This window comes from Psychromonas ossibalaenae ATCC BAA-1528 (assembly GCF_000381745.1).
In the GTDB taxonomy this organism is placed as follows: domain Bacteria; phylum Pseudomonadota; class Gammaproteobacteria; order Enterobacterales; family Psychromonadaceae; genus Psychromonas; species Psychromonas ossibalaenae.
Map to the genome: position 1 here is coordinate 20,272 of NZ_KB906988.1, position 17,831 is coordinate 38,102.

15 protein-coding genes and 1 other RNA gene are annotated in these 17,831 nt (G+C 41.7%); 5 read left to right on the top strand and 11 right to left on the bottom strand.

Translation table 11 applies throughout. The annotated features are described in order from the left end of the window. Positions 1 to 14: 14 nt before the first annotated feature. From G327_RS0111815 to G327_RS0111825, 3 genes are all read right to left on the bottom strand, one after another. Positions 15 to 1,271: a YeeE/YedE family protein gene (locus G327_RS0111815; protein WP_019614990.1), complete on the bottom strand. Its 1,257-nt coding sequence runs from the start codon at positions 1,269 to 1,271 to the stop codon at positions 15 to 17. 91 nt (positions 1,272 to 1,362) lie between these two features. After that, the gene (locus tag G327_RS0111820) at positions 1,363 to 3,063 is read right to left on the bottom strand and encodes an FAD-dependent oxidoreductase (RefSeq protein ID WP_019614991.1); all 1,701 of its coding nucleotides are present in this window, start codon (positions 3,061 to 3,063) and stop codon (positions 1,363 to 1,365) included. 38 nt (positions 3,064 to 3,101) lie between these two features. Continuing rightward, positions 3,102 to 4,403, bottom strand: coding sequence for an ACGS family protein (locus G327_RS0111825; RefSeq protein ID WP_019614992.1), 1,302 nt, complete (start codon positions 4,401 to 4,403; stop codon positions 3,102 to 3,104). A gap of 722 nt (positions 4,404 to 5,125) precedes the next feature. Between G327_RS0111825 and cspE the strand changes: the two genes are divergently transcribed. Further along, a complete protein-coding gene (cspE, locus tag G327_RS0111830; RefSeq protein WP_019614993.1) occupies positions 5,126 to 5,338 on the top strand; it encodes a transcription antiterminator/RNA stability regulator CspE in 213 nt (70 codons plus the stop codon). A gap of 552 nt (positions 5,339 to 5,890) precedes the next feature. Here cspE and G327_RS0111840 read toward each other — a convergent pair. The 3 genes from G327_RS0111840 to rsmI form a co-directional block, all read right to left on the bottom strand. After that, the gene (locus G327_RS0111840; protein WP_019614995.1) at positions 5,891 to 6,730 is read right to left on the bottom strand and encodes a phytanoyl-CoA dioxygenase family protein; all 840 of its coding nucleotides are present in this window, start codon (positions 6,728 to 6,730) and stop codon (positions 5,891 to 5,893) included. A gap of 956 nt (positions 6,731 to 7,686) precedes the next feature. Further along, positions 7,687 to 8,052, bottom strand: an RNA gene (gene rnpB / locus G327_RS26060) — RNase P RNA component class A. Between the two features lie 47 nt (positions 8,053 to 8,099). Next, positions 8,100 to 8,960, bottom strand: coding sequence for a 16S rRNA (cytidine(1402)-2'-O)-methyltransferase (gene rsmI / locus G327_RS0111845; RefSeq protein ID WP_019614996.1), 861 nt, complete (start codon positions 8,958 to 8,960; stop codon positions 8,100 to 8,102). Positions 8,961 to 9,087: 127 nt separating this feature from the next. On the opposite strand from rsmI, the gene G327_RS0111850 reads away from it, so the two are divergent. Genes G327_RS0111850 through G327_RS0111865 form a run of 4 tightly spaced genes read left to right on the top strand, consistent with a single transcriptional unit; the run spans position 9,088 to position 12,641 of the window. After that, a complete protein-coding gene (locus G327_RS0111850; protein ID WP_245542690.1) occupies positions 9,088 to 11,097 on the top strand; it encodes a penicillin-binding protein activator in 2,010 nt (669 codons plus the stop codon). Further along, the gene (locus tag G327_RS0111855; RefSeq protein WP_019614998.1) at positions 11,066 to 11,434 is read left to right on the top strand and encodes a YraN family protein; all 369 of its coding nucleotides are present in this window, start codon (positions 11,066 to 11,068) and stop codon (positions 11,432 to 11,434) included. The genes G327_RS0111850 and G327_RS0111855 overlap by 32 nt, the downstream gene beginning before the upstream one ends. Positions 11,435 to 11,451: 17 nt before the next feature. After that, positions 11,452 to 12,036 (top strand): D-sedoheptulose-7-phosphate isomerase, encoded by a 585-nt coding sequence (locus tag G327_RS0111860; protein WP_026339335.1) that lies wholly within the window; start codon positions 11,452 to 11,454, stop codon positions 12,034 to 12,036. Between the two features lie 8 nt (positions 12,037 to 12,044). Beyond that, positions 12,045 to 12,641, top strand: coding sequence for a BON domain-containing protein (locus G327_RS0111865; RefSeq protein WP_019615000.1), 597 nt, complete (start codon positions 12,045 to 12,047; stop codon positions 12,639 to 12,641). Positions 12,642 to 12,724: 83 nt separating this feature from the next. On the opposite strand, the gene G327_RS0111870 is transcribed toward G327_RS0111865, so the two are convergent. The 5 genes from G327_RS0111870 to hisS form a co-directional block, all read right to left on the bottom strand. Continuing rightward, positions 12,725 to 12,949, bottom strand: a complete 225-nt coding sequence (locus G327_RS0111870; protein WP_019615001.1) for a zinc ribbon domain-containing protein — start codon at positions 12,947 to 12,949, stop codon at positions 12,725 to 12,727. Next, positions 12,949 to 14,421 carry a ribosome biogenesis GTPase Der gene (gene der, locus G327_RS0111875; RefSeq protein ID WP_019615002.1) on the bottom strand — a complete coding sequence of 491 codons (1,473 nt, stop codon included), beginning with the start codon at positions 14,419 to 14,421 and terminating at the stop codon, positions 12,949 to 12,951. Before der ends, G327_RS0111870 begins: the two co-directional genes overlap by 1 nt. 147 nt (positions 14,422 to 14,568) lie before the next feature. Beyond that, positions 14,569 to 15,765, bottom strand: coding sequence for an outer membrane protein assembly factor BamB (gene bamB / locus G327_RS0111880; protein WP_019615003.1), 1,197 nt, complete (start codon positions 15,763 to 15,765; stop codon positions 14,569 to 14,571). A gap of 16 nt (positions 15,766 to 15,781) precedes the next feature. After that, complete coding sequence (locus G327_RS0111885) at positions 15,782 to 16,459, bottom strand: YfgM family protein (protein WP_019615004.1); 678 nt, start codon at positions 16,457 to 16,459, stop codon at positions 15,782 to 15,784. Positions 16,460 to 16,548: 89 nt separating this feature from the next. Beyond that, positions 16,549 to 17,820 (bottom strand): histidine--tRNA ligase, encoded by a 1,272-nt coding sequence (gene hisS, locus G327_RS0111890; RefSeq protein WP_019615005.1) that lies wholly within the window; start codon positions 17,818 to 17,820, stop codon positions 16,549 to 16,551. Positions 17,821 to 17,831 lie beyond the last annotated feature (11 nt).

Below are 17,831 nucleotides of genomic sequence, written 5' to 3' on the forward strand. Positions count from 1 at the left end.
ACTGTTATCTGAGTTTATGCTGTTTTAGCCGCCACTCTGTTACCCAGAACACCACCAGCAACTAAGAATACCAGGAAGATCCAGCCCGATAACGAAAGATTAGCAATCGGCGTATAAAGTGAACCGACGTTACAACCGTTCGCAAAACGCGTACCGAATCCCATAAACAAGCCGCCCATTGCAAACAATGCTAACTGCTTCGTCGAATAGTTAAATTTAAACGACAGCTGCCCGGTCAGCAACACACAAATAAGCGTACCAAGTGCAATACCAAAGTTCTGCACTGAAATCGGATGTTCAAAGAACGGGGTAGCAAACATGCCTACCGGACGCTCTGCAAACGCAGCAACACTATCAGCTGAGACACCAAAAGCCATCATGCCCTGACCAAACCAGATGCCAAACGGCGTCGATGCCCCCCAGCCTGTCTGCGTGGCAGCCAGCATTAAGGTGAAAATAACAATAATCATTAACGCCCCGGTTTTCATCGACCACGGAGTAACAAAAAGTGCCTGATAGGTTTCCGAGCTTAGTAATTTAAACTGTTTTTTACTATCGTTTTCTGCAGCTTTGGCTTTTACCGCGTTATGCTGTTCAATTTCGCTGTCAATACCGTAAAAGGTACCAGCCTGATGACGCTTATTTTCATACTTTTTCGATAAGTAAATCACAATAGCCGCAAACAGAACGGTTAATGCGATTGCCCCGATGTAGCTTACTAAACCGCTGCCGAACAGATCCGGCATAAATACACCTTTATCTGCGTAGCTGCTGCTTGAAACTAACGTGTCTGTCACCCAGGGTAAACTGCTCTGCAGCGGAAATCCTAAATAGACCCCCATTCCAAAGAAAATTAACGTGACACCAGCACGCGGCAGATCGGTCACCAGATCAGTCATAACACCCGATGCACAACATGATGAAAAAGTCATACCGAAACCAAACATTACCCCGCCGACAATCAAGCCCAGGTTAATCGGGTTGATCCATAAATCATAAGCAGCAGGATCACTGTTTAATAAGAAACCGGCATTAATCACTGCGGTGATAACAAACATAAACATCAGCACCTGCATCAATTTAGTTGAACCGCCGTTATAAGCTCGATTGACACTACCGGCAAAGCCTAAAAAGCTGCGTGTTAATACATAACCTAAGCCAATACCAAATAGAAGACGCAGAAACAGCATATCCGTTTTCAGCATTAGCCCGCCCAGCAGCAGTGCACTCAGGGCCAATAAAGCACCCGTCATATTTTGTGTTTTATTCATTTTAATTATTCCAGTAAAATTACCGTAAAGTATTACATTTACGACTTACAATGCAGCAAGCCGTAATAAGTGGAGCAAATAACAATTCGTATTAATCGAAGTTATAATCTGTCATTACAGGTGTTCTACCGAGTGTCTTATCATTGAAATATTCAAAGAAACATAATCCCATAAAACCACCGGAAACATTATAAACATCTTTAAAGCCTAATTTCTGCAGTGCTAATGCGGCATTGTAACTACGCTGTCCACTACGACAATGCAGGTAAAGCGGCTGATCCTTAGGCAGTTCATCAGTACGCTGACGGATCTCGCTCAGAGGAATATTAACTGCACCATTAATATGGCTTAATTCAAATTCGTCTTGTTCGCGAACGTCAACAATATAAGCGCCCTGTTCAATTAGCGGGCGCATATCAGATGCATGTACTTGTTTAAAATCGCTGTTCATTAAATTAGTCGCAACATAACCTGCGAAGTTAACGATATCTTTTGCTGTTCCGAACGGAGGGGCATAACAAAGTTCAAGATCTTTAAGGTCGTAAATAGTACCGCCGAACTTGATAACCGTTGCAATCACGTCAATACGTTTATCAATATTACCTTTACCGATAGCCTGCGCGCCTAAAATGCGTCCTGTCGGTACTTCGAAAATCAGTTTAAAGTGAGCAACCGCACCAAAAGGCATTAGACCTACTTTATCATTAGGAATAATTTTAACCGTTTCGTAAGAGAGGTTTAGACCAAGAGCTTCAATCATGCCTTCATTCAGGCCAGTCGATGCTGCATTATAATCAAACACTTTAATCACTGAAGAACCGATATAACCACGGTTGTCAATTGCCATACCGTTAATATGATCAGCAACACCACGAGCTTGTTTCTGTGCCGGACCGGCAAGAGGAAGCTGGAAATAATCATTGTAAAGGTAGCTATAAACTTCAATCACATCGCCAACCGCGTAAATATCAGAATCGTTGGTCTGGTAGTTCTGGTTAACCTTCATTGCCCCGGTTTTACCTAAATCAAGGCCTGCTTGAGTCGCCAGATCCGTTTCAGGTTTAACGCCGATTGCCATCACAACAACTTCCGATTCAACCACTTTACCTGACCCAAGAATAATCTTGTTTTCTTCGAATTTTTCAACTTTATCGTTAACAATCAGGTTAACGCCGTGATCATATAATTCTTTATGAAGAATCTGCACCATAGTGTAGTCAAATGGTTTCATGATCTGCGGCATTGCTTCAATCAAAGTAACGTTATAACCCGCTTCTTTTAAATTTTCAGCGGCTTCAACACCAATAAAACCACCGCCGATCACTGAGATATTTTTTGGTGCACTGCCTTTGATGAACTTATTAAGGCGGTCAATATCAACGACATTACGAATTGAAAATGTATTTACTTTTTCAATACCAGGAATAGGCGGAACAATTGGTTTAGCACCAGGAGAAAGAACCAGTTTATCGTAAGCTTCCGTGTACTCTTCGCCGTTTTCGACATTTCTCACTAGAATCGTTTTAGCTGCGCGATCAATTGATACAACTTCATTTGCCACGCGCGCTTCAATATTGTACTGGCTCGCGAACTTTTCAGGACACATCAGCACAAGCTCTTCAGCGGTAGGGACAACACCACTGAGATGATAAGGAAGACAGCAGTTTGAAAATGAAACATGCGGCCCTTTTTCAAACATAATGATCTGATCTGTTTCACTATGACGACGAAGACGTGCTGCGACCGATGCACCACCGGCTACACCGCCGACAACTAATATTTTTTTACTCATCATGAGTCCTTAAGTTAAAGTTAAAGTTAAAGTTAAAATTAAATTTTATGAAAGATATGAATTTTTTTATGAATGAATAATGCCATTGCCAAAAGGTTGATTGCACCGACAATAAACATTAATAGATTTGAAGCTTCAAAAATAATATCAAAGTGCGTTACGCTCAAAGCACCAGATAAACTAATCAAGAATAAATAGGTAATAATTCGTCCGTTTTCACCGATATTGAGGCTGGTATTAACATAGTGAAAAGAGCCTAAAATCGTGGTGAAACCAGAAACCACAAAAAACAACACCACAATAGAAAGGCCCATATAGCCCGTCACTTGAAAAACCGTAAAAATGTAACCTTTAACCCGCTCAAAACTATCGCCTACCAGTGCCACCCCCTCAATATGAGCCTGGCCGTAAGCGAACACATAACTGGTAATAATGACAGCAATGGCGATACTTATCAGCGTAGAAACGGTCTGCACAAATGCTTCCCGACGCGGTGAATTTTCTCTATCTGAGCTTGATAACGCACTGGTACCCAGTGAGGTTTCACTAATTTGAATAATTCGCTGAAAGGCAATAATTAGTCCGATAGGAATACCGATTCCAGCACTTTGAAAATTCATCACATCAGCATAAATATTGCTAAAGTACTGGCTGATAAAATCACGCGTCTGGTAAACAAAAAACATGAAAAAACAAACGTATGCGAGAATAATCATAAATATCAGCGAGGATAAGGTATTAATAAACAAGTGATGGCTTTTAGTAACAATCACCATTCCCGCCAGTAAAATTATCGGCATAACAATATAAAGAAGTGCAGTTACTGAATTAAAGTGATAATCAAGATAGTTTTCTGAAAAGTAACGAACGACCGTCTGTACACCCGTTAATTGAAAACCGACAAAGCCAAAGGCATATAAAGCCACCAGGCCTAAAGCATAAACGGTAGCGGCTTTAGCATTTAAATTTGTTGTAATAAAGTCGCGTGGTGTTTGCTTAGATATCTGCGTGAAAAGCACCTCAGAATACGTGATAGGTACTAAAAACAGCATGCCCACTAATACCCAGAATACAATGCCTTCGCCACTGCCTCCGTGCACAGAGCCTTGCCACATCGCAGCCAGCACACCGATAATAGCGCCGGTACCAACTTTTGAAGCAAGTGAAATAGACAGCGCACCTTTAATTTTACTTAACTGCCAGGAAGAAATGTCTGAATCACTTATTTTTGCGCGCGCTTTAACCATCTTAATATTAATAAAAAGACCTAATATAATAAGTAATGGTAGAAAAAATTCCCATAAACCTTCACTCAGCGCATTAATCCATGCAGCAATCATTCACTCTCTCTTCTATTTGGGTTAGATTCAATAATGCGAACTAACAATATTAGTAATATTTTGACACGCAAAAAAAAAGCACAAGCAGGTCCACAAAGTTAACCGCTTCTCGGCAACTTATATGACTCTCCTTGTGCTCTTTCTCTTTATTTACGCAATAACTTCAATGTTAATAACAAGTTATATTTATTTAACTCATTATGAATGCGTATTAGTTATAATTTAAGAGGGGAGGTAAATTAAATACCTCTAATCAAGTAAATTATGAGGCGGGATTATATGCTTAGATCGTCCAACATAAAAGGGTTTCTCCCTCAAAAATACATAGGAAAACGTATTCCCCCCCTACTTTTACAAAAGGTTAATTAGTAGGCAGCAAAAACAATACGCAATAAATACATGCCGGCAGCATCTCGCCTGTTTATCGGCTTATGCAGCATAAAACATACATAGCAATGTAATCAATCCTTTACTAATTTGAATGCATTTCACTCAAAAAGATTAAAAATATAGCTATATATATATGCATATATAGGTTAATATCGTTTCAGCTCTGAAATTCAGAGTTATTAATGAAGTTATAAAGTCCAAGTTTTCCCTCAGTTACATCATTTTGTTGTCCTTAGTGTTTCCTTTAGCTTAATCATCACATTCAATAATTCAGCTCTCAGCGCGTCGCTATTTGGCGATATTTTTTAAAGAATTTATATAAGGAACACAAGATGTCTAATTCAACGACTGGTTTAGTAAAATGGTTTAACGAAGAGAAAGGATTTGGTTTTATTTCTCAAAATGACGGCGGAACGGACGTATTTGTTCACTTCCGCGCTATTGCATCTGAAGGCTTCAAAACACTGGCAGAAGGCCAAAAAGTGTCTTTTGACGTTGAGCAGGGCCAAAAGGGTCTGCAGGCTGCAAATGTGATCGCGCTATAATTTTATAGCAAACTGAAAGTAAAGATTGCTGTTCAGGCATTTACTTCCATTTATTAACGTGATAAATTTTTTATCTCAAACTAATATAACAATTTACATTGCTATCAGTAAATATCAGCACCGCTACACCGCTTACCGCATGTGTCACCAGGCTTTATATTTCTCATATTAGACAATGATAAATAAGATGATATTGGTTCATTCAAACAAAACAATTAAGGATATTTATGGCTAGAACAACTGGTAGAAAAAGATTTTGGTTCCATCAAAACCGCGAAGAAAATCAAATACAAGTAACTAAAAAAACTAAAAAACTGAACAAGAATTAGAAGTAACAAAACTAAAATGTAAGCTATTTGCGGGGAGCCTCTATCCTTTTCAAATAGCGATATCTAAATCAAAAGTACCTCTACTTCTTTTTCTCATCATCAATCTCAACACTCTTCCTGATAATGCACAAACCAACTGTCTGATCCAATCGTTGATCTGTGCATGAATATTTCACTTATAAGCTAAAGTTCTCTGCAAAAATTTACGGATGTCCCACCTTTTTCATTTATCCCCAAAGCGCCGGCATTTAAAGATTTTATCACTCCGCCCTTCGGCCAAAGTCTCAGCCTTCAGTTGCGACGAATTCAAAAAAATCCCTGGATCATCAATTTTATCCAACATCGAGCTATCTGGTAAACAATCATCGTCGATATAATCAGCATAATCACCTGACGGATCAAAAACCAGCATATCCAAGGCTAAGCGATCCAAGCCGTATAAACCACGGTGGATCATATCTGCAGAAAAAACCAATACATCCCCCGCTGCTAATGGCACCTTTATACCGCCAGAAAGACCATCACTACTCTCTCTGCCTTTTATTTCCTGGCGAACATTAAACTCTTCTTCACTGTCCCAACGCTTATGAGTGCCTGGTACTAACTCCATACCAAGCTCATCAAACAATGGTATACGCAGGTGTACTACTTGTGTTTCCTGGATTATTTTTTTCTGCGTCTCTAAATCATGATCGTATTGACAGTCTCGATGCCAAAAATCTTTCTGCTGCGGATCCACCGGATTAAAAAACAGCTGTGTATTCATAAAAGTAGGATCTGCCGGAATCACAGTATTAATAAGGTTCATTATTTTTTTACAGCTAAGAAAATTAAAAAGCTTAATCCTATCATCACTTGTTAAATACTGACTTCCAGTTATTAATGAGGAGTTAAAAGCCTCCTCCTGCTGATAAAACTCAGCGTTGTCTTTTTTCCATAACTCATGGAATGTTAATATTATCTGTCTCAGTGATGCTATCTCATCGTCAGTAAAATACCCCCTAACAACAAAGTAACCTTGGTCATTATATCTACTGCTTAACTGACTTAAATTGTCTACCATTAACTACCATTGCTCCTGCTTATGATAAAAATTAAACACCTCAGCGTTCGCAGAGTAATTTAATCTATTCAATAAATTAAGCCATAATACGCTCCCACAAAAAAAACAAATATAAAAACTTGTGGATGTCCTACCTTTTTAGAGGACAACCAAACTTTATTTCGTAGGCTTTCGCTTGTTAGCATTTTCTGTAACATTTATCGTTGGAATTTCGCCCTTGTCGGCGACTTTACTTTTCTCTCAACAGCAAGAGAAAAGTAAGCAAAAGAGTGCCGTTCCGAACGTTTTTTATTCTTGTCCCTTCAATAACTTCTTAACGCACCGGCTTGGACAGCACATCCATGTGCTGCTCCAAGCCTAATGAAATCATCCCTGATTTCCTTTGCTAAAGTAATTTCTCAGTCAAGAAAAACGTAAACGGAAATTTCCTAGCCGCATTGGTTTGGAGTTCTAATATATTGAATTGAAATAAAAATAATATTTTAAGGTTTAATATCTGCTCCTACTCATTCGGCAATTAAATTTTAAGTAATAAAAAGGTTAATATAATTATTCTTAGCTAATGACGTGGTTTAATTGATACGACTAACCCAGTTAAGACATAATTGATTTAACTGGAGAATTTGTACCCTAGAAATGAAAAAACCGCTAACTCATTGCTGAATTAGCGGTTTTTAAAATGATTGGAGTTGGCCTACAGCTGGGGTCTGTCCTTGAACCGTCATTCGGGTACTCTGAAATAACCCTGCAATCACTCTCAAGTTTGCACTCTAAAAACGAAAAAGCCCCTGTTTGCTGATGCAAGCAGGGGCTAAAATAGTTGGAGTTGGCCTATAAGCCGGGTTCTGTCGTTAAATCTTCATTCGGGTATTCTGAAATAGACCTGCAATCACTCAAGAGTTTGTACCCTATAAATGAAAAACCCCGTTACTATTGCTAGTAACGGGGTTTTAAATTGGTGGAGTTGGCCTATAAGCCGGGTTCTGTCGTTGAATCGTCATTCGTCTAGGCCTGCAATCACTCACAGGCTCAAGCAACCTACCCGCTTCCAGTATGGGCCATACCTCAGGAAGCCTATTTGGTCTTGCTTCGGGTGGAGTTTACCTTGCACTAATGATTACCCATTAGCCGGTGCGCTCTTACCGCACCCTTTCACCCTTACCGGTCCACTATAAATAGCAAACTTAGGCGGTTTCCTCTCTGCTGCACTTGTCGTTAGCTCGCGCTACCCAGGCGTTACCTGGCACCCTGCCCTGTTGAAGCCCGGACTTTCCTCCCCTGTTAGCGTAAACGATAACAGCGGCGACGATCTGGCCAACTCCGGGGCGGATTATACGGGAAGCCGTATTAAAAACACAAGCACAAAAGCTTATAGATTCTCTAATCCCCACTTATACAGGTCATTTTTTTTCTGATCATGAATTTGTGCAGTCAGGGCTGCTGCTTTTTTAAGCGGCAATTGTTCTTTTAATAACGCCAGTGTGTTTAATGCTTCCTGTGGAATGGCTTCACTATCCACGGTTGCACCAGCAATCATTAACACAAATTCGCCGCGGCAGTGGTTAGTGTCTTCGTTTAACCACGCTAACATTTCAACCGCAGGCAGCGCATAAAAGGATTCAAAGGTTTTAGTCAATTCACGCGCAATAACCAGCTTTCGCTTTTCACCCAGAATATTAACCACTTGTTGTACGGTATCAATGATACGACGTGGTGATTCATAAAATACCATGGTGCGGGTTTCTTCGATTAATGCTTTGAGTTTATCCTGTTTGCCTTTCTCTTTCGCAGGTAAAAAACCTTCAAAAGAAAAGCGGTCAGTAGGTAAACCTGCTGCACTTAAGGCGGTGATCGTCGCACACGCGCCGGGAACAGGCACAATATCTACGCCGTTTTCACGGCATTCGTTCACTAAATGATAACCCGGATCACTGATCAGCGGCGTACCGGCATCGGAGATTAATGCCACCGACTGCCCGGCTTTAATTTTTTCGATTAATACTTTGCCGCGTTCACGTTCATTATGATCGTGTAACGGAAACATTGGTTTTTTTATCTGATAATGACTAAGCAGTTTTCCACTATGGCGAGTATCTTCAGCTGCAATTAAATCAACTTGTTGTAATGTTTCTATAGCACGATAAGTTATATCGCTGATATTACCGATTGGTGTAGCCACAATATAAAGTTTTGCCGCTAGTTGAGAAGGAATTTGGCTGTCTTCAGACATGTTTTCGCCCTATTAAAGGAATAGATAAGTGAATATGATTGTTTAACTGCAGCCGCAATATTACACTATAGCCATCTTGATACCTACATCGAAAATTTGCTTACGCATAAAGGATAATATTTTGAACGTGTTTACCTCTACAAAACGTTTTTCTCAGTTATTAATAATGCTGTTAACGCTGTCGATTTTATCTGCCTGTTCGACGATGACGTCACCTGAAGATACTCCGCCGGAGGCCTTTACGGAACTAGATTATGACTCGGCATTCTATCTAAAAAAAGATCAGGAACATGGTACTGAAGATAATTCAGCATGGCAGATGGCGGCTGTTCAGGCATTAATCCAGGAGAGAAAATTTGTTTTAGCTGATTCGATTATTGAACACCTTCAGAGCAAAGAGCTATCAGAAAGCGAACAGGCATCATTAAGTCTGTTAATTGCCGACGGTTTGGGTGCTCAAGGCAGACAAGAACAGGCGCGGCAGACAATTAACAGCATTGATGCCCAGCACCTGTCAAGCATCGGCCTTATTCATTATTTAAAGCTCAAAGCAGTTTTAGAAGTACAGATGCAGGATCCTCAAGCGGCTTCTGATACGCTGCTGCTGTTATCTCCTTTATTAGCAGAAGATGAGCAGCAGGCACATAACGATCTGCTGTTAACACAGTTATCATTATTACCTGCCGAAATATTAAATCAGTATCAGCCTCTGGTAAACGCAGAAGAAATCGAAGCGCCAGAGATGCCGATTGAAATACCTGCTGTAGAAAAACCAGCAGTAGAAAAAAATGAATTCAAAGAGGGCTGGTATGCACTAGCCGGCATCTATCAGTCTTTTCAACTGCGCCCTAATCAGTTAATCCGATCTATTGATGAATGGAAAAACCGTTATCCGACACACCCGGTATTAGAGTATATGCCTAGTCAGTTAACAGATATTCCTGAAGCCAGCCCCTATCAGCCGCAGAATATTGCGGTGTTAATCCCGCTGTCTGGACGTTTTCAACAGCAGGGTAAAGCAATTCAATACGGCTTATTAGATGCTTATTATCGCCAGCAGCAGACGACGCAAGACAGCGCCGAGCAACTGATCATCAGTCAGGCGGCAAAACTTACTTTTTATGATACGAACGGCCGGAGCATGGAAGAGATTGTGCTTAAGCTGAAAACTGACAATATCGATTTTGTTATCGGCCCGCTGCTTAAAAGCGACATAAAAGAATTTTTACCTTTAGCTCAGTCGCTGCCGGTATTAGCATTGAACAGCTTTGCAAAACAAACTGCCGCTAAACCTGCTGATAAATCAGCTGATCCGGTAGATGAAAACCAGCCTGCTGTAAACAAAGTGGCGGCATGGCATTATGCATTCCCTATTTCGCCTGAAGATGAAGCGAAGCAGGCGGCCTGGTTAATCAATCAGCAGTCTCACAAAACCCCTTTAGTCATCGCCCCGGACAGCGCTTACGGTAAACGTATTGCTTCAGCATTTAAACAGAAGTGGGCTGAGCTTAATCCAGAAAAAGACAATACAACTGAAGCCTATTATTTTACTGACAAAGCACAGCTGCCGAAATTTATTGATCAGGCACTGCAGACAGGAAAGAGCAAAAGCCGTATCAGTCAAATGCAGGCAATCACAAAATTACCTTTAAAAACAGAAGTACGCAGCCGCCGCGATATTGACGCGATTTATATCATCAGCAAGCGTGACGAACTGACTCTGTTAAAGCCGTTTATTGAGGTTTCAATCAGTCCTTTTGCCTCAAAAATACCACTTTATGCCAGTTCACGCAGCCATAAACTGGATCTGCGCGGCAAACAGGATAGAGAACTGTCCGGCGTCTCTTTTTCTGATATGCCGTTTTTAATTAACGATAATAATGAGATCATGAAAGAGGTACAGCAGAGCTGGCAGAAACAGTCTTTTGCCACGCTGCGTTTATTTTCTTTAGGTTTTGACAGCTATCAGCTGATAGAGCGGCTGATGCAGCTGCAGGTTACTGAAGGTGCCTTTTATCCTGGTTTAACCGGTGATTTATCATTAGATAAAACCAATACCGTTCAGGCCAAGCTAAGCTGGGCTGTTTATAAAAACGGAAAGCTCAGTGAAATTGCCCCGCTTACTCCAGCCGAGTAACTCCCGGGGGGTCATTGCAGAGAAAGCCGCACTCGCTTATCTGCAGTCACAAGGCTTAACGTTAATCTGCCGGAATTATTACTGCCGTTTCGGCGAAATAGATCTGATTATGGCAGATCAAGATACGCTGGTATTTATTGAAGTACGTTACCGGAAAAACAGTGACTTTGGTGGTGCTTTTGCTTCCATCACTAAAAGTAAACAAAATAAAATTATTAAAACGGCGAAACATTATCTGACGCAGTTAGACAATGAGCCCTATTGCCGCTTTGATGCCGTTGCAGTTGATGCTCAATGCGAACAGCCGCACTGGCTGCAGGACGCTTTTCAAGAATAAGATGAAGATTAATAATGATAAATGAAAAAATTCAGGCACATTTTGCCGAAAGTATTCAAACCAAAATAGTAGCGGCAGAGTCCCTGCCGGAATCAATTGAAAAAGCAGCCAAAGCCTTAAGTGAAACATTAATTAGAGGTAATAAAATTCTTGCCTGCGGTAACGGCGGCGCGGCTGCTTTAGCACAGATTTTTGCTTCGCATCTGCTCAACAAATACGAAACAGACCGCCCGGCACTTCCCGCAATTGCCATTACTGCAGACTCAGCCTTAGTTTCAGCTATTGCAACCGACAGCCATTTTGATGAAATTTATGCTAAACAAATTTCCGCTCTAGCACAAAGCGGTGATGTACTATTAGCCATCAGTCACGGCGGCAACAGCCGCAATATGATTAGAGCCGTTGAAACGGCCCTGAGTAAATCAATCCAGATTATTGCACTTAATGGTGTTGACGGCGGCGAGCTGGCTGGTTTATTAGGCTCTGATGATATTGAGATTCGAGCACCAAGTGATAAAGGCTCACGTATCGAAGAGATTCACCTTCTGGTGATTAACTGTTTGAGCGACTTAATTGACCAGCAGCTGTTCCTGCAGCAGTAAGAGGATTTATGAAAAAAATACTACCAACTCTATTTTTAGCAGCTGTTTTTCCACTTATTCAGGGCTGCGCAGGCGGCTTGATTGTCGCAGCCGGCGCCGCCGTTGCACTTAACAGTGATGAGCGCTCTGTTGCGCAGCAGTTAAGTGATGAAGAATTATCAGTCAGCGCGTTAGATAAACTTAACGAGTTAAAGCTTGATAATAAAAAAATGCGTATCAACTTTATCAGCAACAGCGGTTATCTATTAATTGTCGGGCAGGTAGAAAATCAGGACACCAGCAACAGGATAGAACAACAGTTAAACACCATTGAAGAAGCTAAAGGTATCTATAACCAGCTACGTATTATGGCGCCGATCAGCTTTACTCAACAGACTAAAGACAGCTGGCTGACGACCAAAGTAAAAAGCCAGCTGACCGCACATGAGCAAGTTGATCCGTTAAAAATTAAAGTCGTCACCGAAAACGCTGAAGTATTTTTAGTCGGGAAAGTTACCCGTGAGATGGCCGATGATGCGACGAATGTCAGCCGTAAGGTTGACGGGGTGAAACAGGTCAATCGTGTTTTCCAGTTTATTGAAGAAAAACCACAAACAGAAAAATAACCTGTAGAGCAGAAAAACAAAAAAGGGGCTGAATCGTTGATTCAGCCCCTTTTTTAATTCATAAATTTTCTAAGCTCTCGGAACTAAATTTCCTGCAGTGTATAAACCGCAGTGGACTTACTTTTTAGTTCGTTACAGCTATGACACCAGAAATTAACAGCACCACATGCCTGCAGACGCTCAAGTTCGTCACCACACTTATCACATGCTGCATGCAGTTTAAAATCACTGTCACAGGCTTCACAACGGCGTTTTAATACACCGCTGCGGGCAAGTTCTCCGGTGCATTTAGGGCACTGTAATTCCATTATTTTTTACTCTTCTTATGAAACTTCATCATACGCTGGCGTTTATACATCTGATTAGGTGTCAGTTTGTTACGACGTCCTTCAAACGGATTGCTGCCTTCTCTGAATTCAATTCGAATCGGTGTGCCCATAATACCTAATGAACGGCGGAAATAATTCATCAGATAACGTTTATATGAGTCAGCCAGCTTTTTAACCTGGTTACCGTGGATAACAATCAGCGGCGGATTATAACCACCGGCATGGGCATAACGCAGTTTAACACGACGTCCGCCAACCATAGGCGGCTGGTGATCATCAGCAGCCATAGTCATAATACGAGTCAGCATTGATGTTGAGATACGTTTGGTAGAAGAATCATAAGCTTCTTCAACTGATTCATATAAATGACCTACACCCGTTCCATGCAGCGCTGAAATAAAGTGTATTTTAGCAAAATCGATAAAACCAAGACGACGGTCTAATTCACTTTTAACCCGCTCTTTATCGTATTCAGTCATGCCGTCCCATTTGTTAACCGCAATGACTAACGAACGGCCGGCATTAAGCGTAAAGCCTAACAGACTTAAATCCTGATCAGAAATACCATCACGCGCATCAATAATCAGCATAACTACGTTACTGTCTTCGATCGCTTTCAATGTTTTAATAACAGAAAACTTCTCAACCGTTTCATTCACTTTTTTACGCTTACGTACACCGGCAGTATCAATCAGAATATATTCACGATCATCACGGGTCATCGGGATGTAAATGCTGTCACGTGTTGTACCCGGCATATCGAACACAAGTACGCGTTCTTCACCAAGAATACGGTTAGTAAGTGTGGATTTACCTACATTCGGACGACCGATTAAAGCCAGTTTAATCGGCAGAGCAGCCAGTCTTTCCTGCTCTTTCTGCAGTGCTTCTTCGTCTTCATCGACAAATTCAAGCCCCTGCTGTAAATCTGAGAAATCATCTTCTTCCGGTTCAACATCGTCGAAAAAACCGTCCAGAGCGACATCAATCATCTGGCGTACACCTTTACCATGTGCAGCTGCAATATGATAAACCTCGCCAAGTGCTAATGCGTAAAACTCACCACAGACAGAATCGGCATCAATACCGTCGGTTTTATTGGCAACAATAAATACCTTTTTCTCCTGCTTACGCAGATGATCAGCAATGGCTTCATCGGCAATAGTCATACCGGCACGCGCATCAACTAAGAATAAAACCGCATCCGCTTCTTCAATTGCCTGTAGAGACTGACCGGCCATTAGCGCGTCAATGCCCTCTTCATCGCCAGTAATACCACCGGTATCAATAACGATAAACTCCTGTTCATCAATTTTTGCCTGACCGTATTTACGGTCGCGCGTTAAACCGGGAAAATCCGCTACCAACGCATCACGAGTACGAGTTAAACGGTTAAATAAAGTTGATTTACCTACATTCGGGCGCCCAACTAAAGCGATCACTGGTAACATATTTGAATCCTATAAAACAAAAAAAGCTCCTCGGCAATGCGAGGAGCTAGAGTATACAGTAAATAAGAGATACCGCTCACACTAAATAGCTGTTCATTTTATCTGCACATCAGATAAAACAGATTTAGAAACGGTAAGTACTGTTAATTATTTATTAAACGCTGGTTTTTCAATAGCGATTACTTTTCCGCTGCGGGTCTGCAGGAACAGATGATTTTTAGCGGCAAACGGTTCCATATATAAACCGTCGCTATCAAGTTCCTGTTGAGCTGCAAACTGACCGTCTTCACGGTTTATCCAGTGTAAATAACCTTCGCTGTCACCGACAACAATATATTCGTTAGCCACAACAACACCGGTAACATTACGGTATGCCAGCTGCTTATTGCTCCACAGTTCTTCACCTGATTTACTGTCTACAGCGTAAACATAACCGCGGTAATCACTTAAATAAAGCACCCCGCCTGATAATGCAATATTGGTAAAACCAGAATATTTACGATCCCAGATCTGCTGACCTTTTAACAGATCAATCGCCACCAGATTACCGTTATAAGCCAGCGTATAAACCACATCGTTGCTGATAATAGGCTGCATATCCGCATCAACCAGACGGTCTAACTCTGTCGCGCCGTAAGGGCGTGCAACAGGCAGCTGCCATAAAGCCTGGCCGGTCTCTAATAACGCAACAGAAACAAAACCGTCAGAACGGCCGTAGACTATACCGCCCTGTGATATTGACGGCGTCGCACTGCCGCGCAGCGTCAATTTAGGCTGTTTATTGGTTAGTGTCCACTCTGTTTCACCCGTTGCACTGTCTAAAGCAATCAAGTCGCCGCGCGTTGTATAAACAACCACTTTACCCGCAGAATAAACCGGCTGAGCAACCACTTCACCAGTAACTTTTACCAGCCATTTAAGTTTACCGTTTTCTTTATCTACGGCTAAAACCTGCGCATTTTCAGTACCGATAAACAGAGTATCTAATGCAATGCTGATACCGCCGGAAAATCGAGCTGAACGCTTTAACTTATTACTATCGTGTTCACTGAAATCGCTTGACCATAATAGCTTACCGCTGTCGATACTGAAGGCTTTAACTTCTCCATCACGCGAAGCAGCATAGACATTTTTATTATCGGCCACCGGCTGCAGCTGCGAATAATATTTATCAACACCGTCACCAATACTCTGCTGCCACGCTATCTGCGGCTGGTAAGTTGCTTCAAACTCCGGCAGGTCAGCCATTACAACAACGTCCTCTTCACTTGAAAATAGTGAACAGCCTGTTAACAATAAAGCAGAGCCGGACATAACCGCGAGGCGTTTTAACCATATTTTCATCAGTTATCTCAATCTATTATTCAGCGTCAAGAACAGGAGCTGCAGGTACTGCAGGTGCTGAAACAGCAAGATCGTCAAGCTGCAGCTGCAGTACAGGATCTACACGTCCTTTACTGGCGTTAACTGCATCTTTAAATGCACTGCGGGCTTTTTCAAGATCACCCTGCTGCAGGTGAATACCGCCTTTAACCTGACCAGCTTTGGCTAAAAATGATTCTTCGGTAATTAATTCCAGTGTTTTCAGCGCCTGCTCATACTCGCCAAGCTCTGCTTCAACACGTGCCAGGCGTAAATTAATAACCGCATTTAACGGTACATATGAATTCTGTGACTGCAGCGTCACTAACTGTGTTTTAGCTAGATCAAACTGTTTTTGTACAACCGCTTCTTTAGCAAGCAGTAGTGAAGCCAGCACACCATAATTATTACCCGAATTATCGGCAATAAAGGCTTTCATCTCATCTAAGCCGTCTTCTGCCCCCTGCGCTTCAAACTTAACTAATACATCGGAGTAAGCTTGTGATGCGGTTTCCTGAGCGGTAACAATCGACTCATTATAAAAGCGCCATCCCCATAATCCGGCTAAACCGACAACCGCACCAATGATTAATGTATTACCGTTTTCTTTCCACCAGCTTTTTATCGCATCAACTTGTTGTTCTTCTGTTTCATAACCTTCGATAATATCAACCACTTGCTTTCCCTTACTTTTTATTCTTTGAAAATGAGATGTAAAAACAGCCGGCTAACACCAGAGCCCGACTGTCAATTTTTGTTATTCTGCTAAAAGTAGCTAGGTAATACCTTAACTAAGCTGTCAATTGCAATGCTTTGCTGCTCAATTTTACCTTGTAAGTCTTTAATTGTGACACAGCCACTATCTAACTCACTTTCACCAATAATTAACGCTAAACGAGCACCGCTTTTATCTGCACGCTTCATCTGCTTTTTGAAATTACCACCGCCGCAATGATGCATCATTTTTAACTGCGGTAATTCAGTACGGATCAATTCAGAAATTCTGAAACCTTCGATATCGGTACCTTGACCCACCAATACGCTGTACAGGTCAACATCGCTTTTTACATCATCATTGAGTTTAAGTTCCTCAAGCATTAAAACGATACGCTCAAGTCCCATTGCAAAACCAACCGCTGGTGTCGCTTTACCGCCAAGCTGTTCAACCAGTCCATCGTAGCGTCCGCCGGCACAAATCGTTCCCTGTGCACCAAGACTGCTGGTTACCCATTCAAAAACGGTGCGGTTGTAATAATCTAAACCACGAACCAGACGCTCATTAATGACATATTTAATGCCGGCCGCATCCAGATATTTTTGTAACTGGGCAAAGTGCTGCACTGATTCGTCATCAAGATGCTCAGAAAGTTTCGGCGCATCTGCTAATAATTCCTGAACTTGCGGATTTTTGCTGTCCAGAACACGTAATGGATTAGTCAGCATGCGGCGTTTACTGTCTTCGTCTAATTTATCCACATGCTTTGATAAAAACTCAACTAATGCCTCTTTGTATAAAGCGCGAGCTTCATTTGAGCCTAAAGAGTTCAGCTGCAGTTCTACGTGCTGATCAATACCTAGCTGTTTCCATAAACGCGCAGAAAGTAAGATCACTTCAGCATCTATATCAGCAGTTGCAATACCAAATGTTTCTACACCAAACTGATGGAACTGACGGTAACGCCCTTTCTGAGGACGTTCATGACGAAACATAGGACCGCTGTACCACATACGGCGTTCCTGGTTGTATAACAGACCGTGTTCATTACCCGCACGCACGCAAGAGGCTGTACCTTCTGGACGTAATGTCAGGCTGTCGCCGTTATCATCAAAGGTGTACATCTCTTTTTCAACGATATCAGTTACTTCACCGATTGAGCGTTTAAACAGGTTGGTTGTTTCAACAATAGGCATACGAATTTCTGAATAACCGTAACTACTGACAACTTGTCTGAATAACGATTCTAATTTCTGCCAAACAGGTGTTTGTTCAGGAAGGGTATCGTTCATACCGCGAATAGCTTGGATCTTTTTGGCCACAATAAATTCCG